This window comes from Halomonas cibimaris (assembly GCF_055379665.1).
Window position 1 is genome coordinate 234,627 of sequence record NZ_AP043828.1, and the last position, 26,592, is coordinate 261,218.

The 26,592-nt window shown below is 65.5% G+C and carries 22 protein-coding genes; 10 read left to right on the forward strand and 12 right to left on the reverse strand.

Going from position 1 to position 26,592, the window contains the following annotated elements:
- Positions 1-101 precede the first annotated feature (101 nt).
- Positions 102-1,823 (forward strand): peptidoglycan DD-metalloendopeptidase family protein, encoded by a 1,722-nt coding sequence (locus ACZ415_RS01130; RefSeq protein WP_344702650.1) that lies wholly within the window; start codon positions 102-104, stop codon positions 1,821-1,823.
- A gap of 15 nt (positions 1,824-1,838) precedes the next feature.
- Here ACZ415_RS01130 and ACZ415_RS01135 read toward each other — a convergent pair whose 3' ends face one another.
- Positions 1,839-3,500, reverse strand: coding sequence for a L,D-transpeptidase family protein (locus tag ACZ415_RS01135; RefSeq protein WP_344702648.1), 1,662 nt, complete (start codon positions 3,498-3,500; stop codon positions 1,839-1,841).
- Positions 3,501-3,597: 97 nt separating this feature from the next.
- On the opposite strand from ACZ415_RS01135, the gene ACZ415_RS01140 reads away from it, so the two are divergent.
- The 4 genes from ACZ415_RS01140 (at position 3,598) to ACZ415_RS01155 (ending at position 7,770) form a co-directional block, all read left to right on the forward strand.
- Positions 3,598-4,323: a murein L,D-transpeptidase catalytic domain family protein gene (locus tag ACZ415_RS01140; protein ID WP_344702646.1), complete on the forward strand. Its 726-nt coding sequence runs from the start codon at positions 3,598-3,600 to the stop codon at positions 4,321-4,323.
- A 19-nt stretch (positions 4,324-4,342) separates the two neighbouring features.
- Positions 4,343-6,202 (forward strand): ABC transporter ATP-binding protein, encoded by a 1,860-nt coding sequence (locus tag ACZ415_RS01145; RefSeq protein ID WP_344702644.1) that lies wholly within the window; start codon positions 4,343-4,345, stop codon positions 6,200-6,202.
- An 85-nt stretch (positions 6,203-6,287) separates the two neighbouring features.
- Positions 6,288-7,295: a low-specificity L-threonine aldolase gene (gene ltaE, locus ACZ415_RS01150; protein ID WP_344702642.1), complete on the forward strand. Its 1,008-nt coding sequence runs from the start codon at positions 6,288-6,290 to the stop codon at positions 7,293-7,295.
- A gap of 82 nt (positions 7,296-7,377) precedes the next feature.
- Positions 7,378-7,770, forward strand: coding sequence for a septal ring lytic transglycosylase RlpA family protein (locus ACZ415_RS01155; RefSeq protein WP_344702640.1), 393 nt, complete (start codon positions 7,378-7,380; stop codon positions 7,768-7,770).
- Here ACZ415_RS01155 and ACZ415_RS01160 read toward each other — a convergent pair.
- From ACZ415_RS01160 to guaB, 4 genes are all read right to left on the reverse strand, one after another.
- Positions 7,767-8,258 carry a nucleoside deaminase gene (locus ACZ415_RS01160; protein ID WP_344702638.1) on the reverse strand — a complete coding sequence of 164 codons (492 nt, stop codon included), beginning with the start codon at positions 8,256-8,258 and terminating at the stop codon, positions 7,767-7,769. The genes ACZ415_RS01155 and ACZ415_RS01160 overlap by 4 nt on opposite strands.
- 54 nt (positions 8,259-8,312) lie before the next feature.
- Complete coding sequence (locus tag ACZ415_RS01165; protein ID WP_344702636.1) at positions 8,313-9,578, reverse strand: dicarboxylate/amino acid:cation symporter; 1,266 nt, start codon at positions 9,576-9,578, stop codon at positions 8,313-8,315.
- A gap of 275 nt (positions 9,579-9,853) precedes the next feature.
- On the reverse strand, positions 9,854-11,431 hold the full coding sequence (gene guaA, locus ACZ415_RS01170) for a glutamine-hydrolyzing GMP synthase (RefSeq protein ID WP_344702634.1): 1,578 nt from the start codon (positions 11,429-11,431) through the stop codon (positions 9,854-9,856).
- A gap of 63 nt (positions 11,432-11,494) precedes the next feature.
- Positions 11,495-12,964, reverse strand: coding sequence for an IMP dehydrogenase (gene guaB, locus ACZ415_RS01175; RefSeq protein ID WP_344702632.1), 1,470 nt, complete (start codon positions 12,962-12,964; stop codon positions 11,495-11,497).
- Positions 12,965-13,193: 229 nt separating this feature from the next.
- Between guaB and xseA the strand changes: the two genes are divergently transcribed.
- Positions 13,194-14,402 (forward strand): exodeoxyribonuclease VII large subunit, encoded by a 1,209-nt coding sequence (xseA, locus tag ACZ415_RS01180; RefSeq protein WP_344702630.1) that lies wholly within the window; start codon positions 13,194-13,196, stop codon positions 14,400-14,402.
- Between the two features lie 33 nt (positions 14,403-14,435).
- Here the strand turns inward: xseA and argA are convergent, their stop codons facing one another.
- From argA to ACZ415_RS01195, 3 genes are all read right to left on the reverse strand, one after another.
- The gene (argA, locus tag ACZ415_RS01185; RefSeq protein WP_344702628.1) at positions 14,436-15,749 is read right to left on the reverse strand and encodes an amino-acid N-acetyltransferase; all 1,314 of its coding nucleotides are present in this window, start codon (positions 15,747-15,749) and stop codon (positions 14,436-14,438) included.
- A 131-nt stretch (positions 15,750-15,880) separates the two neighbouring features.
- Positions 15,881-17,149, reverse strand: coding sequence for an inorganic phosphate transporter (locus ACZ415_RS01190; RefSeq protein ID WP_344702626.1), 1,269 nt, complete (start codon positions 17,147-17,149; stop codon positions 15,881-15,883).
- Positions 17,150-17,160: 11 nt separating this feature from the next.
- Entirely contained in the window at positions 17,161-17,841 is a 681-nt protein-coding gene (locus tag ACZ415_RS01195) for a TIGR00153 family protein (protein WP_344702624.1), read from the reverse strand.
- Positions 17,842-17,992: 151 nt separating this feature from the next.
- Between ACZ415_RS01195 and ACZ415_RS01200 the strand changes: the two genes are divergently transcribed.
- Together ACZ415_RS01200 and ACZ415_RS01205 are read left to right on the forward strand one after the other, a co-directional pair.
- On the forward strand, positions 17,993-18,901 hold the full coding sequence (locus tag ACZ415_RS01200; protein ID WP_344702622.1) for a CYTH domain-containing protein: 909 nt from the start codon (positions 17,993-17,995) through the stop codon (positions 18,899-18,901).
- 122 nt (positions 18,902-19,023) lie between these two features.
- Complete coding sequence (locus ACZ415_RS01205; RefSeq protein ID WP_344702620.1) at positions 19,024-19,911, forward strand: ion transporter; 888 nt, start codon at positions 19,024-19,026, stop codon at positions 19,909-19,911.
- Positions 19,912-19,980: 69 nt separating this feature from the next.
- Here ACZ415_RS01205 and ACZ415_RS01210 read toward each other — a convergent pair whose 3' ends face one another.
- Both ACZ415_RS01210 and ACZ415_RS01215 read right to left on the reverse strand, forming a co-directional pair.
- Positions 19,981-20,607: an L-threonylcarbamoyladenylate synthase gene (locus ACZ415_RS01210; protein ID WP_344702617.1), complete on the reverse strand. Its 627-nt coding sequence runs from the start codon at positions 20,605-20,607 to the stop codon at positions 19,981-19,983.
- Positions 20,608-20,694: 87 nt separating this feature from the next.
- On the reverse strand, positions 20,695-21,624 hold the full coding sequence (locus tag ACZ415_RS01215; protein ID WP_344702615.1) for a PHP domain-containing protein: 930 nt from the start codon (positions 21,622-21,624) through the stop codon (positions 20,695-20,697).
- A 167-nt stretch (positions 21,625-21,791) separates the two neighbouring features.
- Between ACZ415_RS01215 and ACZ415_RS01220 the strand changes: the two genes are divergently transcribed.
- Together ACZ415_RS01220 and mnmC are read left to right on the forward strand one after the other, a co-directional pair.
- Positions 21,792-22,091, forward strand: a complete 300-nt coding sequence (locus tag ACZ415_RS01220) for a YciI family protein (protein ID WP_344702613.1) — start codon at positions 21,792-21,794, stop codon at positions 22,089-22,091.
- A 53-nt stretch (positions 22,092-22,144) separates the two neighbouring features.
- Complete coding sequence (gene mnmC, locus ACZ415_RS01225; RefSeq protein WP_344702611.1) at positions 22,145-24,181, forward strand: bifunctional tRNA (5-methylaminomethyl-2-thiouridine)(34)-methyltransferase MnmC2/FAD-dependent 5-carboxymethylaminomethyl-2-thiouridine(34) oxidoreductase MnmC1; 2,037 nt, start codon at positions 22,145-22,147, stop codon at positions 24,179-24,181.
- Between the two features lie 13 nt (positions 24,182-24,194).
- On the opposite strand, the gene ACZ415_RS01230 is transcribed toward mnmC, so the two are convergent.
- Both ACZ415_RS01230 and ligA read right to left on the reverse strand, forming a co-directional pair.
- Positions 24,195-24,470 carry a YheU family protein gene (locus tag ACZ415_RS01230; RefSeq protein ID WP_344702609.1) on the reverse strand — a complete coding sequence of 92 codons (276 nt, stop codon included), beginning with the start codon at positions 24,468-24,470 and terminating at the stop codon, positions 24,195-24,197.
- 25 nt (positions 24,471-24,495) lie between these two features.
- Positions 24,496-26,568 carry an NAD-dependent DNA ligase LigA gene (ligA, locus tag ACZ415_RS01235; protein WP_344702607.1) on the reverse strand — a complete coding sequence of 691 codons (2,073 nt, stop codon included), beginning with the start codon at positions 26,566-26,568 and terminating at the stop codon, positions 24,496-24,498.
- Positions 26,569-26,592: the final 24 nt, after the last annotated feature.

The window sequence follows — 26,592 nt, forward strand, 5'->3', positions numbered from 1 at the left end:
GTACGAACGTACAGTCTAGGCACCCCACCGCGCATGCGTTAAAGTTCCCGAGTTTACTGCTTTATATACTTTTTCTGACATTATCTGGCGGCCTTTTCCCCATGTTGCGAATCCTTCATTCGCTGCCCCGCACACACAAATTTTTACTGTTACCGGTGGCGACCATGGTCACCGTGCTGGGCGGGCACAAGTTACTCACGACCTATCATCAATACAGCCAGCCGGCTATGCCGGCCGACAGCGTGCTGGTCCCGCTGGCTGACGATAGCGCACCCGGCCTGCCGGCGCTGGCCGACGCCGACGCTCAGCGTGAAAAAACGCCCATTGCCACGGCCATCGGCGAGGCCTCCCGCCTGCTGGATGCCGGCCAGGGCGCTTTCTCGCTGCGCGGCCTGCCCCTGGACAAGCTCAAGGCAACGGAAGTCATCGACCTGGACGTGGTACAGACGGCATCGGCCGACGCGGTCGAAACGCCCCGTGCAACGCCCACCGAACGCCTCGCCCCGGCAGACACGGCAGCGCTTGACGAAGGCGCGCAGCACATGGCGGTGGTGATCGGCACGCTGGCCGGCAACATGACGGTCAGCGAGCCAGAAGCCACTCCGGTGGCCGATGCCACGTCCTATGAAGACTACGGCATCGACCGCTTCGACGAGGTGTCCTTTCTGCCGCTGGAGCTTGAAGCGCAAAAGCCCTACGTGCCCCGGTGGCAAACCCATATCGTCAACGCCGGCGAGACCTTTGCCGTGATGGCCCAGAACAAGCTGGGCCTGGGCTACAGCGAAGTGCTTACGCTGTTGGACAAGCTGCCCGACGCCGAGATGCTCACCCGCTGGCGCGCCGGACAGCGCTTTGACTACCGGGTCGATGAAAACGGCAGGCTGTTGACGCTTAAAATGATGAAAAACACGCGCAGCGGCGTGCTTGTCACCCGTCAGCAGGAAGATCTTGAAGTTACGGCCATCGAGCGCGAAGGCAAGCCCGTTCAGCGCCTGTACGCCGGCAGCGTCAGCGGCAGCTTTGCGCGCTCCGCCCAGGCCACGGGGCTGGATAGCGGTGCCGTCACCGAGCTTACGCGTCTATTGGAAAAAAAGTTCGACTTCCGCCGAGATAGCCGCCGGGGCGACGCGTTTCAGGTGCTGGTCGAATCCGACATGATCGACGATGAACCCCTGGACTCCCGCGTGCTGGCGGTGAAATACCAGGGCCAGCGCATGGACCTGACGCTGGTGCGCAACGCCGATAACAACCGCTTTTACACGCCGGACGGCCATAGCCTTGACCCGGCCTTTGCCCGCTACCCGTTCGAGGGCAGCTACCGGCTGAGCTCCAACTTCAACCCCAACCGCCATCATCCCGTCACCGGCCGCACCAGCCCGCATAACGGCACCGACTTCGCCATGCCCATCGGCACACCGGTGACCGCGCCCGCCGGCGGGCGCGTGGAGCGCGTGGTCAAGCACTACGCCGCCGGGCGCTATATCGTCATTCGCCACGACAACGGCTATCGCACCCGCTATCTGCATCTTTCCAAGCCGCTGGTGAAAAAGGGCCAGCGGGTGGAAATGGGCGAGCGCATCGCGCTGTCCGGCAATACCGGGCGCAGCACCGGCCCGCACCTGCACTATGAAGTCCACGTCAACAACGCGCCGGTTAATGCGATGAAGGTCAAGCTGCCGGAAAATACGCGCCTGCACGGCGATTCGCTGGTCGCTTTTCAGCAGCAGGCAAGGCCCATGATTGCCGCGCTGGAAAGCGGCGATACCGGTACCGTAAGCGTGGCCGCCTACCGTCCCGAGGCAAACGCGCAGAACGACAACTAGCACCGCTTCCGGGCGTTACAGCGCGCCCAGCAGGGCGGCATCGCGGCGATACACGTCCGGACGAAACACCACCTCGCCGCGGGCGCTGGGCCAGGCCGTCAGATACACCAGCGCCAGCGGCACTCGCCTTGGCAGATAAACGTTGCGGTCGCTTTTGCCGCGGCGCAGCAGCATATCCAGCCGATAGTCGCTGCCGGTGTCGTCGAGCAGCATTCGCACCAGCTCGCGCACGCCTTCTACCCGCACGCAGCCGGAGCTCAGCGCTCGCCGGTCGCGGTTGAAAAGCCCCCGGGACGGAGTATCGTGCAGATAAATCAGCTGATCGTTGGGAAAGCGCACCACTACGCGCCCCAGCGGATTACCCGGCCCGGCGGCCTGGCGCAGCATGACGTTGCCCGGCGACTGCCAGTCGATGCTCTGCGGATCCAGCCGGGTGCCGTCCGGACTTAATACCCGCATGTTACGCCGGGCCAGATAGCCCGGATCACGCCGGATATTGGGCAGCGCGTCTTCGCGCCAGATGGTGGGCGGCACCGTCCAGGTGGGGTTGACGGTCAGGTGGGTAATCACCGAGTGCAGCACCGGCGTTTCGCGCCCGGCGCGGCCGACGATCACCTTCGACGACCAGCGCTCGCCGCTCGGGCGGGTATAGTGCATGCGGTAGCCGGCGATATCCACCCACACGCCGGGCTTGCGTGCCGTTACCGGCGGCATCCACCGGGCGCGCTCCAGATTGACGCGCAGCGTTGCCACCCGCGGGCCGACCGCGGCGTTGAGCGCCCGGCGCGTTTTGTGGCCCACCACGCCGTCCTCGTCCAGCAGATGGCGGCGCTGGAAGGCTTTGACCGCCGCCTCCAGGCCGGCATCAAAACGCTGCGGATCAGGCGCGCGGGCCGCCACCCGGGCGTAGGTGCCGGGGTCGCCGAACAGCGCTTCGGATATCCCCCAGTAGGCCAGTCTGCGGCGTAGAATCGCCACCTCCTCGCCGGTATCATCCGGTCGCAGCGCGGCGCCATCGACGGGCAGCAGCGGCGTGTTCGTTTGCCGAGCCCGGCGGGCCAGGGCGCGATACTTCGCCAGCGCCCGGCGCAGCTGCCCGTAGGCGGCGGTGTCCGGCCGGGCCAGCGCCAGCGCCCTGGCCACGTCGGCATCTCGCACGGCGTCCACCACCCGGCTCATGGCGTACGTGCGCGCCGGCCGCGGCGTCTCCCAGCCGGCCACCTGCTCGCCGGGGTCAAGCCTGCCCCGCTGCAAATCGTCCAGAGCGCCAAGCAGGGTTTGGGTAGCGCGCACGTCAAAGGCGGCCCGGGCCTGTGCGCTTGCCCTCCGGCTGCGCGCAAACGCCTCCCTCAAAGAGTCCGGCCCGTCCCAGTAGTCGGCGGGGTCGAGGCCGTCGCGCGGCAGCGTTTGCAGCGCCGCGGCCAGCGACTCCACCTGTTCAAGCCGCAACCAGGCCGGCTGCTGCTGCGTACGCTGATAAAAGGCCGCCACAGGATCGCCCGCCCGGCCTGTCACTCTGGCGATTTCTTCTGTCACGGCCCCGGCCGGCGGCGTTTGGGCCGTCGCGGGGGCAGCCGCCAGCGCGACGCTGAGCGCGAAAGCCGCCAGCCCTATCGCCTTTCCCGGCGCTGCTTTTCCCGGTGCTGCGCCGCTTTTTCTCCGCCGCGTCTTATCCATTGCCTTCCCCTTGCGTTACGATACGTCCTGGACTTGCCATAAGCCAAAGCACGGCGGCCCGGCCGTTCATTTCTCATACATCTTCAAGGATGATGACATGGCGTTTCGACTCAAAGCCTCGGCGCTGCTGCTGAGCGTGTCCCTTTTCAGCGTTACGTTACCACTGCCGGCGGCGGATTTCTTCGCGCAGCTGGCCACCGCGCCGGCGCTCGGCACGCCCTCTCTTCACCGCCGGCTTGGCCAGCTGGCACCGGGCGCCAGCCCCCAGGCGCTGCGCATGGCCGCCGAGGCGCTTGCCTGCGCCGACCCGAACGCCCGGCGCCTGGCGCTGATTGATTTTTCCCGGCCGTCTACCAAGCCGCGCCTGTGGGTGTTTGATCTGGAACACCACCGGCTTTTGTTCAAAGAGCTTGTATCCCACGGCCAGGGCTCCGGAGATGCCCGGGCGACGGCGTTTTCCAACGTGCCCGACAGCCACCAGTCGAGCCTGGGGCTGTTTCGCACCATGAACAGCTACTACGGGCGCAACGGCTATTCGCTGCGCCTGGACGGCCTGGAACCCGACGTTAACGACCACGCCTTCGAGCGCGCCATCGTCATTCACGGCGCGGACTACGTCAGCGAAGCCTTTATCGACAAGACCGGCCGGCTGGGCCGCAGCCACGGCTGCCCCGCGGTGCGCACCGCGGTCACCTACCCGCTGATCGACAGCATCAAAGACGAGCAGTACGTGTTTGCCTACTATCCCGACGAGGAATGGCTGGCAAGCTCGGCCGAGCGCCGCTGCGACGCGGCCGCCGGGCAACAGCTGGCTCAGCGCTAGCGCAGCCGGCCCTATCACCTTGTCTGCTTTTCATGCCTCTCGTCATCGTCCCGCCGGTGCAGCACCGCTGAGCGGATTTTTCGGCGTCTTTCGCTACAGCCGGCGAGCGCTTGCGCTGGTGTGGCAAACCTCCCGGCCGATGATGCTGGGCCTTGCCCTGTGCACGCTGGTAGCCGGGGTATTGCCCGCGGTGGCCGCCTGGGTGGGCCAGCTGATCGTTGACGGCGTGGTGGCCGCCATGGAGGTTCAGAAAACGACGAGCGCCCCGCCGCTTGCTCAAAGCCTTGCGCCGGTGCTGTGGCTGGTGGCGCTGGAAGGCGCAGTGATCGGCCTGATCGCCATGGCCCAGCGCGGGCTGGACGCGCAAAAATCGCTTTTGCGCGCGCGGCTGGGCCACCGGGTCAACGTGATGATTCTGCAAAAGGCCGGCACGCTGTCCCTTGCCCAGTTCGAGGACTCCGAGCTTTACGACAAGCTCACCCGGGCCCGGCGCGAGGCCTCCACCCGGCCGCTGGGGCTGGTCAACAAGACGTTTTCGCTTTTGCAAAACGCCATTTCGCTGGGCAGCTTCGGCGTGCTGCTGGTGCAGTTTTCGCCCTGGGCGCTGCTGATTCTGGTGGCGGGCGCGCTGCCGGTGTTTGTCTCCGAGGCGAAGTTTTCCGGCGAGGCGTTTCGGCTGTTTCGCTGGCGCTCGCCCCAGTCGCGGATGCAGATGTATCTGGAAACCGTGCTCGCCCGGGAAGACAGCATCAAAGAGGTCAAGCTGTTCGGCCTTGAAGGGCTGTTTCTTCAGCGCTACCGGGCCATATTCAACCGCCTGTTCACTGAAGAGCGCCGCCTGACCCTGCGCCGCGAAGGCTGGGGCTTTGCGCTGGGGCTTCTGGGCACGCTGACGTTCTACGCCGCCTACGGCTGGGTGGTGGTGGAAACCGTAGCCGGGGCGCTTACCCTTGGCCAGATGACCATGTACCTGATGGTGTTCAAACAGGGCCAGAGCGCGCTTTCGGCAAGCCTCACCGCCATCAGCGGCATGTACGAGGACAACCTGTACCTTTCCAACCTCTACGAATACCTGGAGCAGCCGGTAGAGGAAGAAGCCGGCACCGCCACCCGGGGCCAGACGCCCGGCGACGGCCTGCGCTTTGAAAACGTCAGCTTCGCCTACCCCGGCGGCAAGGAAGTGCTCCACGGGATTTCGCTGCACCTGACGCCGGGCCAGAGCCTGGCGCTGGTGGGGGAAAACGGCTCGGGCAAGACCACGCTGATCAAGCTTTTGACGCGGCTTTATTCCCCCACCGCCGGGCGCATTGTGCTCGACGGCACGGACCTGCGCGACTGGGACGCGGTGGCCCTGCGCGAACGCGTGGGGGTGATCTTTCAGGACTTCGTGCGCTACCAGCTGCCGGTGGGCGAGAATCTCGGCGTCGGCGACACCCACGCCTTTGACGATGAGGCCCGCTGGAAGCACGCCGCAAGGCACGGCATGGCCGACGACTTTATCCGCGACATGCCCGAGGGCTATCACACCCAGCTGGGGCGCTGGTTCAAAAACGGCCAGGAGCTTTCCGGCGGCCAGTGGCAGAAAATCGCCCTGTCCCGGGCCTACATGCGCGAAAACGCCGATATTCTGGTGCTCGACGAGCCTACCGCGGCCATGGACCCCGCCGCCGAGGCCGAGGTGTTTTCCCGCTTTCGCCAGCACAGCCGGGACAAGATGACGATTCTGATCTCGCATCGCTTCTCAACGGTGCGAAGCGCCGAGCAGATACTGGTGGTGGACGCCGGGCGGATTATCGAGCGCGGCACCCACGCCGAGCTTTTGGCGCAAAACGGCCGCTACGCCGCGCTGTTCCGCCTGCAGGCCCGGGGCTATCAGTAGCGGGAAGCGGCGCCCGCCCGGCTTTATTTCTCACCCGCTTTGTTTTACCACCGGGCCTGTCCCACTTTTTTTTCAGGGAGCCACTATGATCGACCTGCGCAGCGATACCGTCACCCGCCCTTCTCCGGCCATGCTTGAGGCCATGTGCGCCGCCCCGGTCGGCGACGACGTGTGGGGCGACGACCCCACCGTCAACGCGTTTCAAAAGGCCGTGGCCGACATCACCGGCAAGCAAGCCGCGCTTTTATTTCCCAGCGGCACCCAAAGCAACCTGATCGCGCTAATGGCCCACTGCGGGCGCGGCGACGAGTATATCGTCGGCCAGCAGGCCCACACCTATGGCTATGAAGGCGGCGGTGCTGCTGTGCTGGGCAGCATTCAGCCCCAGCCGGTGGAAAATGCCGCCGACGGCACTTTGCCGCTGGACAAGATCCGCGCGGCGATCAAGGACGACGACGTCCACTTTGCCCGCACCCGGCTTTTGGCACTGGAAAACACCATCGCCGGCAAGGTCATCCCCCACGACTACACTCAGGCGGCCACGGCACTGGCCCGCGAACACGGCCTGGCCACCCACCTGGACGGGGCACGGCTGTTCAACGCCTCCGTGGCCACGGATACGCCGCTGGCGGCACTCTGCGAGCCGTTTGACAGCGTTTCGCTGTGCTTTTCCAAAGGACTCGGCGCCCCCGTGGGCTCGGTACTTGTCGGCTCCACCGAGCTGATCGAGCGCGCTCGGCGGTGGCGCAAGGTAGCCGGCGGCGGCATGCGCCAGTCCGGCATTATCGCCGCGGCCTGCTGGTATGCGCTGGAGCATCATCTCTCGGGGCTTGCCGAAGATCACCGCCGGGCCAAAGCGCTGGCCCAAGGCATGGAAAAGCTGCCCGGCGTGCGCGTCACCTCGCAGGCCACCAACATGGTGTTCGCCGACTTTGCCCCGCACGCCGCGCCGCTGGCCGGCTGGCTTGGCGAACACAGCATCTTTATCGACCTGCTGGGCAGCGCACGGCTGGTCACCCACCGCGACATCAGCGACGCTGATATCGATCAGGTGCTCGCCGTAATGCAGGCCTACTTCACGCAGCACGGGTAAGACCGCCACGGGCTGGCGTCACACGCTACCCGACGACAGCCAAAGCGTGCTACGCTTTGTGCCCAACCCGGGAGGAACGCCAATGGCTACCCGCTCTTTCCCTGCTACGCTGGCGGCCGGCGCACTGGCCGGCGCTTTTTTGAGTATTGCCGTAAGCACCGCGGCGCTGGCCGATGCCGCGCCTGTAACGCAAAAAGGCAAGGCCTCCTACTACAGCGACCGTTTTCAAGGTGCGCTCACCGCCAGCGGCACACCTTTCGACCAGCAGGCGCTGACCGCCGCCCACCTGACGCTGCCCATGGGCACCAAGGTCAAGGTCACCCGTCCGGATACCGGAAAGAGCGTCAAGGTGGTGATCAACGACCGCGGCCCCTACGTGCGCGGGCGCATTATTGACCTGTCCAAGCGCGCGGCGCGCAAGCTGGAATTTATCGAGCGCGGCGTGACCAAAGTCAAGGTAACGGTGCTCGACTAGCGCGACGCGGCCGGTTGCTGATGATACCGGCGATGCAGCGACTCCATGGTCTCGGCAAACTCCGGCACCGGGCCGTCGACCTCAAGGCCGGGCACGATTTCCTGGATGGGCAGGGCCTTGACCGGCGGCGGCGCCACTTCCATCGCGCTTAGCCACTGGCCGAGCTGCTTTGACGAGCTGACGTAGACAATGCGCCCAAGCCCTACCCAGCCGTGGGCGGCGGCGCACATGGGGCAGTGCTCGCCGGAGGTATACACGGTGGCGGCGGCACGCTCTGCCGGCGTCAGGTTTTCCACCGCCCAGTAGGCCAGGGCGATTTCCGGGTGGCGGGTGCTGTCGCCGCTGGCAATGCGGTTACGCTCTTCTTGGAGCACCTTGCCCTGGGCGCTGACCAGCAGACTGCCAAACGGCTCGTCGCCGGCTTGCAGCGCCTCTTTGGCCAGTTCGACGCTGCGCGTCAGATAGGGCATTTCGTTTTCTGCGATCATCACGGCCTCCCGATGGTTGAACGGTGTTTGCCTCTCTACGCCCCGCCGACGCTATCAGCTTTTTGCCCCGCAGGCAGCCCCGACCGACTGCTCGCTGAGCCTGCCGCCTTCGCTGCGGCTAATAATCGAGGTGCCCACCAAATCTCCGGTGACGTTGAGCGCGGTGCAGCCCATGCCCACCAGCGCATCAATGGCGGTGAGCAGTGCCACCGTCTCGATGGGCAGCCCCACCTGAGCAAACACCGTGGCGATCATGATAATCCCTGCGCCGGGCACCCCGGCAGTGCCCACCGAGACCAGCGTACCGATCAGCACGATCTGCACCATGCTCATGAAATCCAGCGGCGCACCGATAACGTTGGCGGCAAACACCGCCGAGATGGCAATGCGAATCGCCGCGCCGTCCATGTTCAGCGTCGCCCCCAGCGGCAGGCTGAAGCCGTAAATGGGCTTGGGAATGCCCAGCCGGCTGGCCGCGTTGACCGTCAGCGGCAGCGTCCCGGAGCTGCTCTGGGTGGCAAAGGCCGTGGCCATGGGCGTGCGCGCCTCGCGAAAAAACGCGCCGATACGCACGCCGAACAGGCGCATGGCGCCGCAGTACAGCGCCAGCTGAATCGCCAGCGCCAGATACAGCACCAGCACCATATCGCCCAGCGACAAAAGCGTACCCATTCCCTGGCGGCTCACGGTATCGGCAACAATGGCAAAAACGCCGATGGGCACATAGTGCAGCACCCCCGCCATCACCTTCAGCGTCATTTCATTGAGCGCTTCAAGCACCTCGAAAAGCCGCTCGCCGACGCCGGACTGCCGCTCGCTGCCGGACTCGCGCAGCTTAAGCAGCGCGATGCCGAACACCAGCGCGGTAAAAATGATGCCCAGCATGTTGAGCTCGGTGAAGGCCTCAAGAATATTGCCGGGCACGATCCCCAGCAGCACGTCGATCAGCCCCGGATTTTCCGGCACCGAAAAGCTCGCACTGTCGTCAAGCGTCATGCCGCTGCCGGGGCTGAACAGCGAAGCCACGAAAAGCCCGACCACGATCGCAAACGCCGTGCTTGCCAGGTAGTAAACGAACACCTTGCGCCCCACCCGGCCGACGCTGCCTTCACGCGACTGGTTCACGCCCACCATCAGGGTAAACAGCACGATAGGCACGATCAGGAAAGTCAAAAGCCGCAGCAGCAGATCCCCCAGCGGCGCCAGCCAGCCGACCGTTTCCTGGCTGCCCAGCAGGCCAACGGCCACGCCGGCCACCAGCGCAATCGTGACCCGCGCGATCAGCGAGGTATCGGCGTATTTTTTCCATATCCAATGCATATCAACCACCGTGGGTAAGCGAATCAAGGGCTAGATGCGGGCGACACAGTATAATACAACCGCTTTATTACCAAGCAGGCTAATTAGAAATTTTAGTATTCCCAACATGAATAAAAGGCGGTTCAGCACGGCCGGCAAGCGCATGAGCGTGGCGGCATACTGCCCCGGCGAACGGCTTGCCACCTTAACCAAAAGCCGCGGCTTCTCCCATAAAAAACCCGCCTTGCGGCGGGTTTTGCTGACTGACTTCAAGCGGCTTTCAGCGCAGCAAGCGCTTACTCCCACTCAATGGTCGCGGGGGGCTTGGAGGAGACGTCATAGGTGACGCGGGAGACGCCTTCCATCTCGTTGATAATGCGGTTGGATACGGTTTCCAAAAGCTCGTAGGGCAGGTGCGCCCAGCGGGCGGTCATGAAGTCGACGGTTTCCACCGCGCGCAGGGCGATGACCCACTCGTAGCGGCGGCCGTCGCCGACCACGCCCACGGACTTCACCGGCAGAAAGACGGCAAAGGCCTGGCTGGTTTTGTCGTACCAGCCGGAACGGCGCAGCTCTTCGATGAAGATGGCGTCCGCTTCGCGCAGGATATCGGCGTATTCCTTTTTCACTTCGCCAAGAATGCGCACGCCCAGGCCCGGCCCCGGGAAGGGGTGGCGGTAGACCATGTCCGCCGGCAGGCCGAGCTCAACGCCGAGCCGGCGCACTTCGTCCTTGAACAGCTCGCGCAGGGGCTCGACCAGCTTGAGCTTCATGGTGTCGGGCAGCCCGCCAACGTTGTGGTGGGACTTGATGACGTGGGCCTTGCCGGTCTTGGCGGCGGCGGATTCGATCACGTCCGGGTAGATGGTGCCCTGGGCGAGAAAGTCCACGCCGTCAATTTTGGCGGCCTCTTCGTCAAACACTTCGATAAAGGTGTTGCCGATACGCTTGCGCTTGATTTCCGGATCCGCCTGGCCGGCCAGCTTGTCAAGAAAGCGCTGCTCGGCGTCTACCCGAATCACGTTGACGCCCATGTGGCTGGCGAAGGTTTCCATCACCTGCTCGCCTTCGTTTTTGCGCAAAAGGCCGTTGTCGACGAATACACAGGTGAGCTGATCGCCGATGGCGCGGTGCAGCAACGCCGCGACCACGGAGGAATCCACGCCGCCGGAAAGGCCCAGCAGCACGTGGCGGTCGCCCACCTGCTCACGGACACGGCTGACCTGATCTTCAATGATCTGCGCCGGTGTCCAGTTGGTTTCTGCCCGGCAAATGCCGACCACAAAGTGTTCGAGAATCCGCTGGCCCTGCAGCGTGTGGGTCACTTCGGGGTGGAACTGCACGCCAAAAAACTGCTTGTCTTCCCGGCTCATGGCGGCAACGGGGCAGCTTGGCGTGGATGCGGTCACGGTAAAGCCCGGCGGCACTTCGGCCACCTTGTCGCCGTGGCTCATCCACACTTCCAGGGTGCGCTTGCCGGAGTCGGTATCGAGCCGGTCGGCGATGTCTGCAAACAGCGCCGTTTCAGCGTCAATGCCCACCTCGGCAAAGCCGAACTCGCGCTTGTTGGCGCCTTCCACCTTGCCGCCCAGCTGCTCGGCCATGGTCTGCATGCCGTAGCAGATGCCGAATACCGGCAGCCCCAGCGTAAAGACGCACTCCGGCGCCCGGGGCGAGCCCAGCTCGGCCACGGATTCCGGCCCGCCGGCAAGAATGATGCCGTTGGGGTTGTAGGCACGGATTTCTTCTTCGCTCATGTCAAAAGCGCGCACTTCCGAGTAGACGCCCAGCTCGCGCACGCGCCGTGCGATCAGCTGGGTATACTGGGAGCCGAAATCAAGAATCAGGATTTTATGGGCGTGGATATCAGTCATCGCGAAGTCTCTTGAAAAGCAAACGGCGGGATTGCCCCGCCGCCGTAGAACGCGCTTGCCGTACTAGCCGGCGCGGTAGTTGGGGGCTTCCTTGGTGATCTGCACGTCGTGGACGTGGGACTCGTTGAAGCCGGCGCCGGTAATCTTGACAAACTCCGGCTGAGTGCGCATTTGCTGAATATCGCGACAGCCGGTGTAGCCCATGGAGGCACGCAGCCCGCCCATCATCTGGTGGACGATCGCCCCCATCATGCCTTTATACGGCACGCGGCCTTCAATGCCTTCGGGCACGAGCTTTTCGGCGCTGGCGGCCGGGTCCTGGAAGTAGCGGTCGGCGCTGCCCTGGTTCTGGGCCATCGCCCCCATGGAGCCCATGCCGCGGTACGCCTTGTAGGTACGGCCCTGGTAGAGCTCGACTTCGCCGGGCGCTTCTTCGGTGCCGGCCAAAAGCCCGCCGACCATCACCGTGCTGGCACCGGCGGCCACGGCCTTGGCGAGATCCCCGGAGAAGCGCACGCCGCCGTCGGCGATCAGCGGAATATCGTAGGGCTCAAGGGCGGCGGCGACGTTGGAGACCGCGGTAATCTGCGGCACGCCCACGCCGGCGACTACCCGGGTGGTGCAGATAGAGCCGGGGCCGATGCCCACTTTGACGCCGTCGGCGCCGGCGTCGGCCAGCGCCCGGGCGGCATCACCGGTGGCGATGTTGCCGCCGATCACCTGAATCTGCGGAAAGGTCTGCTTGACCCAGCGCACCCGCTCGATCACGCCCCGGGAGTGGCCGTGGGCCGTATCCACGATAATCGCATCCACACCGGCCTCGGCCAGCGCGGCGATGCGGTCCGGCGTTTCCGGGCCGGTGCCCACAGCGGCGCCGGCCAGCAGGCGGCCGTCGCTATCCTTGGCGGCTCTGGGATAGGTGCGGGCCTTTTCGATGTCCTGAAACGTTACCAGCCCGCGCAGGCGAAAATCGGCGTCGACCACCAGCATTTTCTCAACGCGGTGCTCCTGCATCTTGGCCTTGATCACGTCAAGGGTGGTGCCTTCAGGCACGGTGACCAGCCGCTCGCGCGGGGTCATGATGTCGGCCACGCTGTCGCCGTGGTTGGGCTGAAAACGCATGTCGCGCTCGGTCACCAGCCCCACCAGCGTTTCACCCTCGATGACCGGAAAGCCGGAAAAGCCGTTTTCCCGGGCCATGGCCAGCAGCTCGGCCTGCTTGGCCTTGGGGTTGACCGTTACCGGATCGTTGACGATGACGCTTTCGTGCTTTTTGACCTTGCGCACTTCCGCCGCCTGCTGGGCCACGGTCATGTTCTTGTGAATGATGCCGATGCCGCCTTCCTGGGCCATGGCGATCGCCAGCCGTCCTTCGGTGACGGTGTCCATCGCCGCTGATACCAGCGGGATATTAAGGGCGAGATCGCGGGTCAGGCGGGTCCTGAGGCTGACGTCGTTGGGCAACACGTCGGAGAAACCGGGAACAAGGAGAACGTCGTCAAACGTCAGCGCTTCTTGGGCCATACGTAGCATAGCGGCAACACCCAGGTTGAGAGGGAAGATGGGGCATGAAAAGATAATCGCGTATTGTAGCGCTCTGTCCGGCTTTTCAGCAATGTCAATCCGCACTATCCGCCTCGCCCAGCCGGCCTTCGCCCGACGCTGAGGCCTGGCGCTAGGGCCTTGATCCTGCGGGATTTTTCCTGACCGGACAGGCAACTTTTACGCACCGAACCGCCGGCGCAGCCGCCCTCAGGAACCCATGCCGCCCAACCGTTCCACGCCGCTTTCCGTTTGCCAGCTCAACCAGCAGGCGCGCCGCTCGCTGGAGCGCGACCTGGGCGAAGTCTGGGTTGAAGGCGAGCTTTCCAACGTTACAAGCCCGGCCTCCGGGCACCGTTATTTCACCCTCAAGGATGACAGCGCCCAGGTGCGCTGCGCGCTGTTTCGTGCCCGGGCACGCTTTGTGGCAGCACCGCTCAAAGACGGCCAGCAGGTCAAGGTGCGCGCCCGGGTATCGCTGTTTGAGCCCCGGGGCGACTACCAGCTGATCGTGGAAGCGGTGCAGGCCGCCGGGGTCGGCGAGCTGCTGGCGACCTTCGAGCGGCAGAAAAAAGCGCTCGACGCCGAGGGCGTGTTCGCCAACGCGCGGGCGCTGCCCCATCCGCCCCGACGGCTGCTGGTCATAACGTCGGCCACCGGGGCGGCGGTGCACGACGTGCTGGCGGTACTGGAAAAACGCTGGCCGCTGGTGGAGGTGACGGTTGTTGCCGTGCCGGTGCAGGGCGACAAAGCCGCACCGGCGATGATCGCCGCGCTGGCGCTGCTGAACCGCCAGACGCGCCTGGACGCACAGCGCGACGCCGTGCTGCTCACCCGGGGCGGCGGCAGCCTGGAAGATCTCTGGGCGTTTAACAGCGAACATCTGGCCCGGGCCATCCATCACTCGCGGCTGCCGGTGATGTCTGCCGTGGGCCACGAGGCGGATACCACCCTTGCCGACTTCGCCGCCGACTGCCGAGCGCCCACGCCCTCGGCCGGCGCCGAGCAGCTGGTGCCCGAGCGCGCCGCGCTGAAGGCGGACATCGCCGCTTGGCAGCGCCGGCTCGGCCAGGCGATCACGGCGCGGCTGGAACGCGACAGCCAGCGGCTGGACGCCCTGCGCGCCCGGCTGCGCCACCCACGCGAAAGGCTCAGCCACCACCGCCGGCAGCTGGATACGCTGAACGCCCGGCTCCGGCGCGCCATGCGCCAGCAGTGGCAAACCCACCAAGCGCGCCTCAGCGGCGCTGCCCGCGAGCTCAACGCCGTCAGCCCGCTGGCGGTGCTGGAGCGCGGCTACGCCCTTCCCCGAGATGCCCGGCGCCAGATCATTCGCCGCGCGGCAGATACCACGCCGGGCCAGCGGCTGACGCTTCGGCTAAGCGAGGGCTCGCTGAGCGTCGAGGTCAAAAGGCGCTATAAACAATAAAGCCAGGCCGCGGCCTTGCCGGCATCGCCGCGGCTAGTCCAGCACCTTGAACAGCACCTTTGAGCGCCGCGCATGGTTATAGGCATCGCGCTTGAGCGGCGGCAGTTCGTCAAGACTGGCCGGGCAAAAGCCGCGCTCGGCAAACCAGTGAACGGTGTGCGTGGTGAGCACAAAAAGCGCACCGACGCCGCGCGTTCGCGCACGCTGCTCCAGCGCCTCAACCAGCCGTTCGCCCCGGGCGCCGCCGCGGTAGTCACGGTGCACCGCTACGCAGGCAATCTCGGCCACTTCGGTCCTGTCAAACAGCTGCAGCGCCCCGCAGCCGATCACCATGCCGTCGCGTTCGATGACCAGATAGTCGTCGATTTCATGCTCCAGGCGCTCCCGGGAGCGGGCCACCAGCATCCCGCGCGCCTCCAGCGGTTCGAGCAGCTCCAAAAGCCCGGCGACGTCGGCAAGCGTGGCCGGGCGCAGCTGCTCATAGCGCTGCCGGGTGATCATGGTGCCTACGCCGTCGCGGGTAAACAGCTCGCCGAGCAGCGCATCGTGATTGCGCCAAGACAAAAGGTGGGTGCGCGCCACGCCCTCCCGAGCGGCCGCGCAGGCCGCCTGCAGATGGCGAGCAAGCTCGCCGTCCGGCGCGGCTCGCTCAAGGTGCGGCGCGGCGTCATGGGGAGGCAGCTGGCGCAGCAGCGTGCCCTGCTCGTCACGCAAGCCGTCGGATTCGCCCAGCAAAATCAGCTTGTCGGCTTCCAGCGCCACGGCGGCGTGGCGGGCCACCTCGGCGGCGTCCAGGTCGAACACCTCGCCGGTGCTGGAAAAGCCCAGCGGCGGCAGCAGCACCAGCGAGCCGTGATCCAGCAGCCCGTCTATGGCCGCTGCGCGCACCCGGCGCACCTCGCCGCTGTGGTCAAAGTCAACGCCCTCGCGCACGCCAAGCGGCTTGGCCGTCACCAGGTTGCCCGATACCACGCTCAGCTCAACGCCGTGCAGCGGGGTGCTGGGCAGCCCCAGCGACAGCCGTGCCTCCAGCCACAGCCGCTGCTGCGCTGCTACCTGCTCGACCCGGCGCATCACGGCGGCATCGGCAACCCAGCGGCCGTTTGCGCGTTCGGGCACAATATTATCCGCCGCCAGGGCGGCTTCTACCTGGGGGCGAACGCCGAATACCACCGTCAGGCGCACGCCAAGCGTGTGCAAAAGCGCCAGATCCTGAATCAGCGGCTCGCCGCGTTCCGCGCCCAAAGCCTCCCCTTCCACCAGGACAACAAAGGTCCGGCCACGGTGCGCGTTGATGTACGGCGAGGCGTGACGAAACCAGTCAACAAAGGGAAAGTGGGTATCCACGGGTGACTCTCCGGTGGCGGTGATACAAAAGACAAAGGCCCAATGAGAAGACAGGAAAACCCGACGCAAGGGGCGAACGGCCAAGCGGCGCCCGCAGGCGCCGCTTGGCTAACACTTATACCCGCGCCGGATTACGCGCCGAACATGCCCTTGAGCATAAAGAAAAACAAAATCGCCAGGCCGGCACCGGCAGGCAGCGTAATCAGCCAGGACATGGCAATGGTGCCGATCACCCGCAGGTTGAGCGCCGTCATTCCGCGGGCAAGCCCTACCCCGAGCACCGCGCCGACCAGCGTCTGCGTGGTCGAGATCGGCAGCCCCGTGCCCGAGGCCAGCACCACGGTGGCAGCGGCCGCCAGGGTCGCGGCAAAGCCGCGGCTGGGCGTAAGCTCGGTGATGCCGGTGCCCACGGTGGCAATCACCCGGTGGCCGTAGGTGACCAGCCCGACCACGATGCCGCCGCCGCCCAGCACCAGCACCCACCAGGGCACCAGCGCAGCGCCGTTGATGTCGCCGCCGCTTTGCACCACGCTGATGACCGCGGCCAGCGGACCTACAGCGTTGGCCACGTCGTTGGAGCCGTGGGCAAAGGCCATGGCACAGGCGGTAAACAGCATCAGCACGCCGAACACCCGCTCGACGTTGGCGTAGCCAAACTGATCTTCGTGGGTGTTGACGTACTTGACGCGACGCTCAAGCACAATGCCAAGGCCGGTAATCACCGCCCCCACCACGGTCGAAAGCCCCAGGCTTTGCACAAAGCTGATGTCCAGGCCGACGTGCTTGAGCCCTTTGGTCATGGTCACCATGGAAATGATGAATCCGACCAGAAACATATAAAGCGGCACGTAGCGCTTGGCCGCTGCCAGCGGATCGCGGGCATCAAAAATCAGCAGATGCACCGACTTGAACAGCACAAATCCGACGGTGCCGGCAAGCATCGGGGAAACGACCCAGCTGGCCGCAATCGAGCTGACAGCGCCCCAGTCCACCGTGGAAGCCCCCAGGCCGGCCACGGCAAAGCCGACGATGGCGCCGACAATCGAGTGTGTCGTAGAGACCGGCCAGCCCCTGAGCGAAGCCAGCAGCAGCCAGGTCCCCGCCGCCAGCAGCGCGGCGAGCATGCCATACACCAGCAGGTGCGGGTCGTCGCGCAACAGTTCAGGGTCAATGATGCCTTTACGGATTGTATTGGTGACTTCGCCGCCGGCAAGCCAGGCACCGAGAAACTCAAACACCACCGCGATGATAATCGCCTGCTTGATGGTGACCGCCCGGGAACCCACTGAGGTTCCCATGGCATTGGCCACATCGTTGGCCCCAACCCCCCAGGCCATAAAAAAGCCGAACGCACAGGCCAACAAAATAAAGACGTCGCCGTGCTGAGCAATAACCTGCATGCTGCCCCCTTTTAGCGTGCGGTAAGAACCTGCAGACGACTGCCCACCCGCTCGGCGCGGTCAGAAAGCTCGCCGATACCGTCGATGATCTTGTACATAAAGATCACGTCTACCGGCGGCAGCTGTTCTTCCAGCTCGAACAGCTGACGGCGGATCGCCACCTGCTGGCTGTCGGTCTGGTGTTCCAGCACATGAAGCTCGCGGATCATGTTTTGCATAACGTCGGCGACGTTGCGGCCAAAGGCTGAATCCAGCAGCTCCTGGAGCTCTTCCAGCGCCTGGCGCGCCTGAACCACACACTTGACGCTGGTGCGAATATAGTCGCGCATGGGGCCGGCCAGCGGCTGGGGCACCTGCATCTTGCGCCCGACCATGATCCCGGTAATGTCGCGCACCTTGTTGGCGATCTTGTCCTGAACGCTGATCAGATCCAGCAGATCCGAGCGCGATACCGGCAAAAACATGGTGTTGGGCAGGTTCAGCCGCAGTTCGGTCTTGAGCTCGTCGGCCTCATGCTCCAGGCGGGTGACGTTTTCACGCAGCTGAGCCGCGCTGTCCCAGTCGCCATCCAGCGTGGCCTCAAAAAACGGCAGCAGCTGGTCGGCGCATTCGTTCGCCTTGACGATGTGGGCCAGCAGCGGCTGGAATGGCGAACGGCCAAACATGGCGGAGAAAGGATTCGAAGTAACCATAAAGTTTTCAAGCCTGTTGTCGAAAAACCCGAAAATGGCGGGCGCCATTATAGAGACTGGTCTTGCCGCCGTCACAAAAAGTTCGATAAATCGTCAAACTTTCCGCCGATTGTCGCCTATCCAACCGCCTTATAAAGAGAGCGCATGTGCCATGTCCGATTCCGCCCCTTCTTTTGCCGACGTAGCACCTCAGGAAATCGAGCTCAAGCTCGCCTTGACCCCTGAAGCGGCCGACACGCTGCCTTGCCATCCTTTGCTGGCCGCACACGCACCGGCCGTCCAAACCCTTGCCAACACCTACTACGACACCCCTGAAGGCACGCTGGCCGCCGCGCGCATTGCGCTGCGGCTGCGCCGAATGGACGGCGTTATTCTGCAAACATTGAAAACCGCCGGCCACGGCGGCGGCGGGCTTTCCACCCGCAGCGAGTGGGAATGGCGCGTCGCCGACGACGCGCTGGACCTGGCCGGGCTGGCCGCGCTGGCCCCGGTACAGGCGCTGGGCGATGCAGCGCTGTCACGCCTTGCCCCGCAGCTGCGCACCGACTTTACTCGCCGGCGCTATGAAATACGTTACCGCCGCAGCGTAATCGAAGTGGCGCTGGACAACGGCGACATCATCGCCGGAAAGCGCCGCGCGCCCATCCGCGAGCTGGAGCTGGAGCTCAAGGCGGGCAGCCCGGATGCGCTCTGGGCGCTGGCCGACACGCTTGCCGAAAGCGCAGCGCTGCGCCCGTCAGACAGCAGCAAAGCAGCCCGGGGGAACGCGCTGGGAAAGGCCCGCTGGCCGCTGCCCGAGGCGCACACCCCCGCTGAACACTTTCACCGTGCCTTGCTGGCCCTGGACGCCTGGCACGACAGCGGCCGTACCACTTTTCTCAACGCCGCACGACACGCCCTGGCTGCGCTGGCCGCCGCCTCTGAGCGGCTGCCCCAGCAGCAGCAGCCAGCCCTTACACTGTGCAACGGGCTGGGAAAAGACGGCCAGCCCGACGTGGCGTTCGGCCGGGCCGCGCTCATACTTGCCCGAGGATTCGCCCGGGGCGCGCCGCTTAGCTAGACTCTCGTTGACCCGAGCTTTTTACGTCGCCGCCTGTTGGCCCGACCGCGCTGAACCGGGCGCGGGTTGACGGTGGGCTGTGCGTTCGCCGCGACGCTGCCAGGCCACTAGAGGAAAGCCCCATGAGCTTGAAACCCGCCGCAGAAGGGCTGCGCACGCACCTTTTCCACATCATTTTTGAGTCCAACACGCCTGCCGCGAAAAGCTTCGACATTGCGCTTATCGTCGCTATTCTGGCCGGCACAGCGGCCATCATGCTGGATAGCGTCCCGGCGTATCACCAGCGTTTCGCCGCGCTGTTTGGCTATGTGGAATGGACGCTGACGGTGGTGTTCACGCTGGAGCTGGCCGCGCGCATCTACTGCCTTGAGCGCCCATCGCTGTATCTCAAAAGCTTCTACGGCCTTGTGGATATCGTCGCAATTCTACCTGCATGGCTGGTGCTGATAATTCCCGGCTCTCAGGGGCTGGTGATTGTGCGCCTTCTGCGGGTGCTGCGAATTTTCCGCATTCTGCGGCTGATGGAGTTTGTCGGCGAGGCGCAGCTGCTGATGGACGCTATACGCCGCAGCATTCGCCAGATCCTTTTGTTTTTTGTCAGCATTTTGATGGTGGTGACGCTGTTTGCCGCGCTGATGTATACCATCGAGCCGGCCGAGGCCGGCTTTTCCAGCATCCCGCGTTCGGTCTACTGGGCGATTGTCAGCATGACCACGGTAGGCTACGGCGATATCGTCCCGGTCACCGCCCTGGGCCAGGCCATTACCGTGCTGCTGATGCTGCTGGGCTATTCGATCATCGCCGTGCCTACCGGCGTGTTTTCCGCCCAGGTCATTCGCTCCATCCGCGCCGACCGTTACTCCGATGAAGCCTGCCCCGGCTGCGGCCACGACCGCCACGAAAAAGGCGCCTATTACTGCCTTTTGTGCGGCACCTGGCTGGACGAATACAGCGAGGACCCGCGCCAGGCGGAAGAAGTCGAGGACGACGCGCCGTCGCCGAAAGGCTGACAAGGCGCGCCGGCGGCGCGAAAACGCCGATGTGTGCGCTTAGTACGCGTGCGCTTAGTACGCGCGCACTTAGTACTCGCGAAACGGCGTCACGTCGCCGCGCCCTTCCCGCACGATGATCGGCGGCAGCTCGCGCAGATCAATCACGCTGGTGGGTTCCAGATGGCAGGCGCCGCCGTCGATGACCAGATCCAGGTGCGCGCCAAAGCGTTCACGTATCTCCTCGGCATCGGTCATCGGCAGATCGTCGTCCACGGGGATCAGCGTCACGCTCATCAGCGGCTGGCCCAGTGCCTCAAGCAGCGCATGGGTAATGTCGTGGTCGGGGACGCGCACGCCGATAGAGCGGCGCTTGGGATGAAGCAAAAGGCGCGGCACTTCGTTGGTTGCCGTCAGGATGTAGGTATAGGGCCCCGGCGTGTGCGCCTTGAGCAGGCGAAACTCGGCGTTGTCCAGCTTGGCGTAGGTGCCGATCTCGGAAAGATCCGAGCATACCAGGGTAAAGTTGTGCTTTTGATCCAGCGAGCGTAGCCACTTGATTTTTTCAATGGCTTTCTTTTCGCCCATCTGGCAGCCCAGGGCATAGCCCGAATCGGTGGGATAGGCGATCACCCCGCCCTGGCGGACAATCTCCACGGCCTGATCTATCAAACGTTTCTGAGGGGTTTCCGGATGGATCTGGAAAAACTGCGTCATCGTCGTCTCTCCTTGCTGTGCTAAAAACTTGTGCTGAGAACTCGTGCTGAAAATCTGGGGCAAAAACAAGCGCTTTGCACCGCCATGCTAAACCAGACGCAGGCGCGGATGCTGCCATATCGGCGGTGCCGCCGTGCGCGGCACAGCGCTCATGCTGCCCGGCGCGGCGTGGCCGCCGGGAAAGTGAAAGTCGCTGCCCATGGAAGCATAAAGCCCAAGCGTTGCCAGCTGGCCGGCCAGATCTCGGGTGGTGTCCGGGTTTTGCTGGCCGCTGACCAGCTCCACCGCCTGGCCGCCGGCCTCGACAAAGCGGTCGATCAGCTGGCCGCGCTTGCGCCGGGTCAACCCGTAGCGCAGCGGGTGTGCCAGCACCGCCACGCCGCCGTCTGCCACCACCCAGCCCACGGCCTCGCCGAGCTCCGGCCACTGGGCCTTGACGTCGCCTTTCTTGCCGCTGCCCAGGTAGCGCTTGAACGCCTCGGGAAAATCCTTCACCAGACCGTCTGCCACCAGCGCTCGGGCAAAATCCGGCCGCCCCAGCGGGCGCTCGCTGCCCGCCTGGGCGCGCGCCTTGGCCAGGGCATCGGTCAAGCCGGCTTTTTCCAGCCGCTGTGCAATAACGCCGGCGCGTTCAATGCGCGCCCGGCGCTGATGCACAAGCCCCTCGGCAAGCGCTCCCCGGGCGCCGTCGGGCATCAGGGCAACCAGGTGAATGCCGATGCCCTGCCAGCGAGTGGAAAGCTCGCAGCCCGGCAGCAGGCCAATGCCCGCCCGGCGCGCCGCCGCCTGCGCCTCGGCCACGCCGTCCATGGTGTCGTGGTCGGTGAGCGCTATGTGGCGAAGGCCGCGTTCAGCGCACAGCGCCACCAGCTGGGTAGGCGACAGCGCCCCGTCAGAGGCGGTGGAGTGCATGTGAAAATCCAGCGGATAGCGGCGATCGGCGTCGAGGCTGTCGGGCAGCGGGTCGGCGACCGTGGCAGAAACTGCGGCAGCCGTGGTAGAAGTTACGATAGGCATAGGCATGACGCCGGGTAGGAAGTTTGTCAGAATTGAGCGCGGCAGACCGCTTGTCAGCAGCCCCGCCCTGGCGGCGCGTGCCGCGCTGCGCCATGCCTTTATAGTGCGGGCCACGGCCACAACGGTCAATGACACCTCGCCCGCCCCTGTCTTCAAGGAGTCCCCCTATGCTTTACGCCATTATCAGCGACGACGTCGAACACAGCCTGGAGCGCCGCCTGACCGCCCGGCCGGATCATCTGGCACGGCTTGAGGCGCTGCGCGACGCAGGCCGGCTGGTGCTGGCAGGCCCTCATCCGGCCGTTGATACCGACAACCCGGGCGAAGCCGGCTTCAGCGGCAGCCTGGTCGTCGCCGAGTTCGAAAGCCTCGACGCCGCCCGGGCCTGGGCCGATGCCGACCCCTACGTGATCGCCGGCGTTTACGCCCGCGTCACGGTCAAGCCGTTCAAAAAAGTACTGCCCTGAGCGGCGAGCAGACGCACGCTTTTTCACCCCCTTCGACCACGGCGGATGCTTTCGTGACCCACGCAAACGGCGAATCGCGCTTTTCTCCCTTGCCCGCGCTCGAAGCGCTGCCGGCCCCGACGCTGGGCTGGGAAAACGGCGCGCCGCACTCTCACGCCTTTGACGACGTGTATTTTTCCCGCCAGGATGGGCGCGCAGAAACCGAGCACGTGTTTATCCACGCCAACCGCCTACCCGAGCGCTTTGCCGCCTGGCGCGAGCCGCGCCCCTTTGTCATCGGCGAAACCGGCTTTGGCACCGGGCTGAACATGCTCTGCGCCTGGGCGTGCTTTGCCCACCACGCCCCGCCCGAGGCCCGGCTGCACCTGGTTTCCACGGAAAAATACCCGCTGAACGGCGAAAGCCTGGCCCGGGCGCTGAGCGCCTGGCCGGATCTCGCCGCTGAAGCCGAGTCGCTCTGCCGTCAGTGGCCGGAAGCGGTGAGCGGCGTCCATCGGCTGCAGCTCGGCGACCGGGTTATTCTCGACCTGCACTTCGGCGACGCCTGCGAACGCCTGGCGCTGCTGGACGGCAGGGTCGATGCCTGGTTTCTTGACGGCTTTGCCCCGGCGCAAAACCCCGAGATGTGGCACCCGGCGCTGTTTGCCGCCATGGCCGCACGCTCGCGCCCGAACGCCACCTTTGCCACCTTTACCTGCGCGGGCGTGGTCAAGCGCGGCCTGGCGGCGGCAGGCTTTCACTGGCAGAAAGTGCCGGGCTTCGGGCGCAAGCGCGAGATGCTCGCCGGCCACATCGACGCCCCGCCCGATGATACCCGGCGCCAGGCTACGCCCTGGTTTACCCCGCCGGCCGCCGGGCCGGCAAAAAGCGCCATCGTCATCGGCGCGGGAATCGCCGGGGCCTGCGTCGCCGAGGCCCTCGCTCGGCGCGGCGTGGCCGTCACCGTGGTAGACAAAAACGCGCCGGCCGCCGGCGGCTCGGGCAACCGTCAGGGCGCGCTGTACGTCAAGCTCGCCGCCGACACCAACCTGCAAAGCCGCTTTTATCTGGCCGGGCTGATGTATAGCCGCCGCTTTATGGAAAACGTCGATCCCGGCGGCACGCTGTGGCAGCCAAGCGGCGTGCTGCAGCTGGCGCTGGGCGAAAAGGAAGCCGCACGCCAGCAACGCTTTGCGATGCATCACCCGCTGCCCGCGGCGCTGGTCGGCCAGCGCAAACAGAGCGATTTACGCGGCGAGGCCGGCCTGGATGTCGCCGGCGAACAGGGGCTTTTGTACCCGCAGGCCGGCTGGGTGCGCCCGGCTGCGCTGTGCAAGCGTCTGCTGGAACATCCCACTATCACGCTCATTCAAGGCGAGGCCGAACGTCTGGAGCGCTTGGAAAACAGCGAAAACGGCTGGCAGGTGATACTCGCCGACGGCCGAACGCTTGCCGCCGATCAGCTGGTCATTGCCAGCGCGCACCGGGCCAATCGCTTTGCCCAAACCCGCGAGCTGGCGCTGCAGCCGGTGCGCGGCCAAATCAGCGAAATTCCGCTGCCTGCAGGCGTAGCGGGCCCCGAACGCGTAGTATGTGCCGGCGGCTACGCCCCGCCGGCGCTGAACGGCGTGCTCACCGTCGGCGCAAGCTTTGTGCCCCGCGACACGGATACCGCACTGCGCGAGGCCGACCACGCCCACAACCTCACCGAGCTGGAAAAGATGCTGCCCGCGCTGTATCGCCGGCTTAAGGCGGCCGGCGCCGAGCTTGACCCCGCGCAAATGCAGGGCCGAGCCGGCGTTCGCGCGGCCAGCCCGGACAAAACCCCCTACGCCGGCCCGGTGCCGGACGCCGCCGCCTGGGCGGCGGACTACGCGGCGCTTAACAAGGACGCTACCCGCACGTTCGACACGCCCGGCCGGCACCACCCGGGGCTTTGGATCAGCGCCGCCCACGGCTCGCGCGGGCTTTCAAGCGCGCCGCTGTGCGCCGAGGTGATCGCCTCGCGCCTGTGCGACGAGCCGTTGCCGGTGGAGGGGCCGCTGGCGGACCACCTGCACCCCGGCCGGCGGCTGATCCGCGCGCTAATACGCGGCGAAGAAAGCGGTTAGCAGCCGTAAAAGGCTAGATATCGCCTTCTTCTTCGTCGTCGGCGATATCCCGGCCAAACGTGCGCCACTGCTCAAGCGTCATCACCTCAGTCATCTCCAGCTCAAGGTCGTGGGCGATCAATAGCTCGCCGCGTTCCAGCTGCTGTTTAACTTCGTTTACCCAGCCGGCCATGCCCGCGCCGGTGGTGTCGGTGGTGTCATAGCCCTGCCGCGTCACAAACGCCTCCAGCAGCGCGGTCAGCGTATCCGCCGGCAGCATCCGCGCCGGCACTTCGATAAAGCGGCTCATGCAGCCCTCCGTGATCGTGATTCGCTCAGCGCGACGTGTCGTTTTCCCACGCTTGTAGCCGGGCGATAAACTCGGCTTCGTCGAGCACCTCAACGCCCAGCGTTTCGGCCTTTTCCAGCTTGCTGCCGGCGGCCTCGCCGGCCACCACGCAGGCGGTCTTTTTTGACACGCTGCCGGCCACCTTGGCCCCCAGCCCCTGCAGGCGGGCCTTGCCTTCGTCCCGGGTCATGCTTTCCAGCGTGCCGGTCAGCACCCAGCTCTGGCCTTTCAGGGGCGTGGGGCCGGCGGTAACTTCCTGCTCGTCCCAGTGCACGCCGGCGGCGCGCAGCGCCTGGATGGTCTCGCGGTTATGCGGCTGGCGGAAAAACGTGTGGACGTGAGCGGCCACGATAGGGCCGACGTCGTCCACGGCCTCAAGCGCTTCCTGATCGGCGTTCTCCAGCGCATTCAGGGTGCCGAAGTGCGCAGCCAGCCCGGCGGCGGTAGCTTCGCCCACCTCGCGGATGCCCAGCGCGTAGATAAAACGCGGCAGGGTGGTGGCCTTGGCCGCTTTTAGCGCGTCCAGCAGGTTCTGCGACGATTTTTCGCCCATACGCGGCAGCGTCTGCAGCTGCTCGGCGGTAAGCGCAAACAGCTCGGCCGGGGTTTGCACCCAGTCGTTGTCCACCAGCTGGGCAATCAGCTTTTCTCCCAGCCCGTCGATGTCCAGCGCCCGGCGGCTGGCAAAGTGCTTGAGCGCTTCCTTGCGCTGGGCCGGGCAGAAAAGCCCGCCGGAGCAGCGCGCCACCGCCTCGCCTGCGGGGCGCTCCACTTCGGCCTCGCACACCGGGCAGCGCTCGGGGAAGACAATCTGCTGCGCATCCGCCGGGCGCTTGTCGACGTCGACCCGCACCACCTGGGGAATCACGTCGCCGGCCCGGCGAATCGCCACGGTGTCGCCGATGCGCACGTCGAGCCGGGCAATTTCGTCGGCGTTGTGCAAGGTGGCGTTGGATACGGTAACGCCGGCCACGGTGACCGGAGAAAGGCGCGCTACCGGGGTAATCGCGCCGGTGCGCCCGACCTGAAACTCCACATCGTCAAGGCGGGTGGTTTCCTCCTGGGCGGGAAACTTGTAGGCCGTGGCCCAGCGCGGCGCCCGGGCCACAAAGCCCAGCTCGCGCTGCTGGCGCAGGTTGTCGACCTTGATCACCACGCCGTCGATGTCAAAGCCCAGCGTATCGCGGCGCTCGCCCAGCGCCTTGCAATAGTCCACCACGGCCTGGGGCCCGGTGAGCCGCTCAAGCTCGCGGCTGGTATGAAAGCCCAGCTCAGCCAGACGCGCCATCCGTTCGCTGTGGCTGGCCTCGCCCGAATCCGGCGTGATGCGCGCGGTTTGATAGGCGTGAAATTCCAGCGGCCGGGTATCGGTAACGCTTGGGTCGAGCTGGCGCAGGCTGCCGGCGGCGGCATTGCGCGGGTTGGCAAACACCTTGCCGCCCTCCTCACGCGCCTTGGCGTTGAGCCGCTCAAAACCCGCGTGGCGCATGATGACCTCGCCGCGCACTTCCAGCAGCGCCGGCACGCTATCGCCGCGCAGCGCCAGCGGCACCGAACGCAGCGTGCGCAAATTGGCCGTAATGTCTTCGCCGGTGCGCCCGTCGCCGCGGGTGGCCCCGCGCACCAGCTCGCCGCGCTCGTACACAAGCGAAACCGCCGCGCCGTCGAGTTTGGGCTCGGCGGTAAAGGTTACCTCGTCGGGCTCGCACTCCAGCCGCTCGGCCACGCGCTGGGCAAAGGCGAAGACTTCGTCGCGGTCAAAGGCGTTGGCAAGCGAGAGCATGGGCACGGCGTGCTCAATCTCGGCGAAGCCATCCGCCGGCGGCGCCCCTACCCGCTGGGTGGGCGAGTCCGGCGTCACCAGCGCGGGATATTCGGCTTCAAGCGTTTGCAGGCGGCGCAGCGTGCGGTCGTAGTCGGCGTCGGTCAGCGTCGGCTCATCGAGCACGTAATAGCGATAGTTGGCGTCGTCAAGCGCGGCACGCAGGGCTCGGGCCTGGTCATCCACGGCGGCGGGCAACGGCTGAGCAGACGGCGATGAGAAATCAGACTGGCGCATGGCGGCAAACTCTCGGGCGGATAA

Excerpts from the sequence above, each read along its gene's own strand:
- ACZ415_RS01200 (WP_344702622.1), top strand. The coding sequence starts at position 17,993 with ATGTCCGATTCCGCCCCTTCTTTTGCCGACGTAGCACCTCAGGAAATC.
- ACZ415_RS01165 (WP_344702636.1), bottom strand. The coding sequence starts at position 9,578 with ATGCATTGGATATGGAAAAAATACGCCGATACCTCGCTGATCGCGCGG.
- ACZ415_RS01205 (WP_344702620.1), top strand. The coding sequence starts at position 19,024 with ATGAGCTTGAAACCCGCCGCAGAAGGGCTGCGCACGCACCTTTTCCAC.
- guaA (WP_344702634.1), bottom strand. The coding sequence starts at position 11,431 with ATGACTGATATCCACGCCCATAAAATCCTGATTCTTGATTTCGGCTCC.
- xseA (WP_344702630.1), top strand. The coding sequence starts at position 13,194 with ATGCCGCCCAACCGTTCCACGCCGCTTTCCGTTTGCCAGCTCAACCAG.
- ACZ415_RS01220 (WP_344702613.1), top strand. The coding sequence starts at position 21,792 with ATGCTTTACGCCATTATCAGCGACGACGTCGAACACAGCCTGGAGCGC.
- ltaE (WP_344702642.1), top strand. The coding sequence starts at position 6,288 with ATGATCGACCTGCGCAGCGATACCGTCACCCGCCCTTCTCCGGCCATG.
- ACZ415_RS01215 (WP_344702615.1), bottom strand. The coding sequence starts at position 21,624 with ATGCCTATCGTAACTTCTACCACGGCTGCCGCAGTTTCTGCCACGGTC.
- guaB (WP_344702632.1), bottom strand. The coding sequence starts at position 12,964 with ATGCTACGTATGGCCCAAGAAGCGCTGACGTTTGACGACGTTCTCCTT.
- ACZ415_RS01140 (WP_344702646.1), top strand. The coding sequence starts at position 3,598 with ATGGCGTTTCGACTCAAAGCCTCGGCGCTGCTGCTGAGCGTGTCCCTT.
- ACZ415_RS01230 (WP_344702609.1), bottom strand. The coding sequence starts at position 24,470 with ATGAGCCGCTTTATCGAAGTGCCGGCGCGGATGCTGCCGGCGGATACG.
- ACZ415_RS01155 (WP_344702640.1), top strand. The coding sequence starts at position 7,378 with ATGGCTACCCGCTCTTTCCCTGCTACGCTGGCGGCCGGCGCACTGGCC.
- ACZ415_RS01130 (WP_344702650.1), top strand. The coding sequence starts at position 102 with ATGTTGCGAATCCTTCATTCGCTGCCCCGCACACACAAATTTTTACTG.
- ACZ415_RS01210 (WP_344702617.1), bottom strand. The coding sequence starts at position 20,607 with ATGACGCAGTTTTTCCAGATCCATCCGGAAACCCCTCAGAAACGTTTG.
- ACZ415_RS01135 (WP_344702648.1), bottom strand. The coding sequence starts at position 3,500 with ATGGATAAGACGCGGCGGAGAAAAAGCGGCGCAGCACCGGGAAAAGCA.
- ACZ415_RS01195 (WP_344702624.1), bottom strand. The coding sequence starts at position 17,841 with ATGGTTACTTCGAATCCTTTCTCCGCCATGTTTGGCCGTTCGCCATTC.
- ACZ415_RS01160 (WP_344702638.1), bottom strand. The coding sequence starts at position 8,258 with ATGATCGCAGAAAACGAAATGCCCTATCTGACGCGCAGCGTCGAACTG.
- ligA (WP_344702607.1), bottom strand. The coding sequence starts at position 26,568 with ATGCGCCAGTCTGATTTCTCATCGCCGTCTGCTCAGCCGTTGCCCGCC.
- ACZ415_RS01190 (WP_344702626.1), bottom strand. The coding sequence starts at position 17,149 with ATGCAGGTTATTGCTCAGCACGGCGACGTCTTTATTTTGTTGGCCTGT.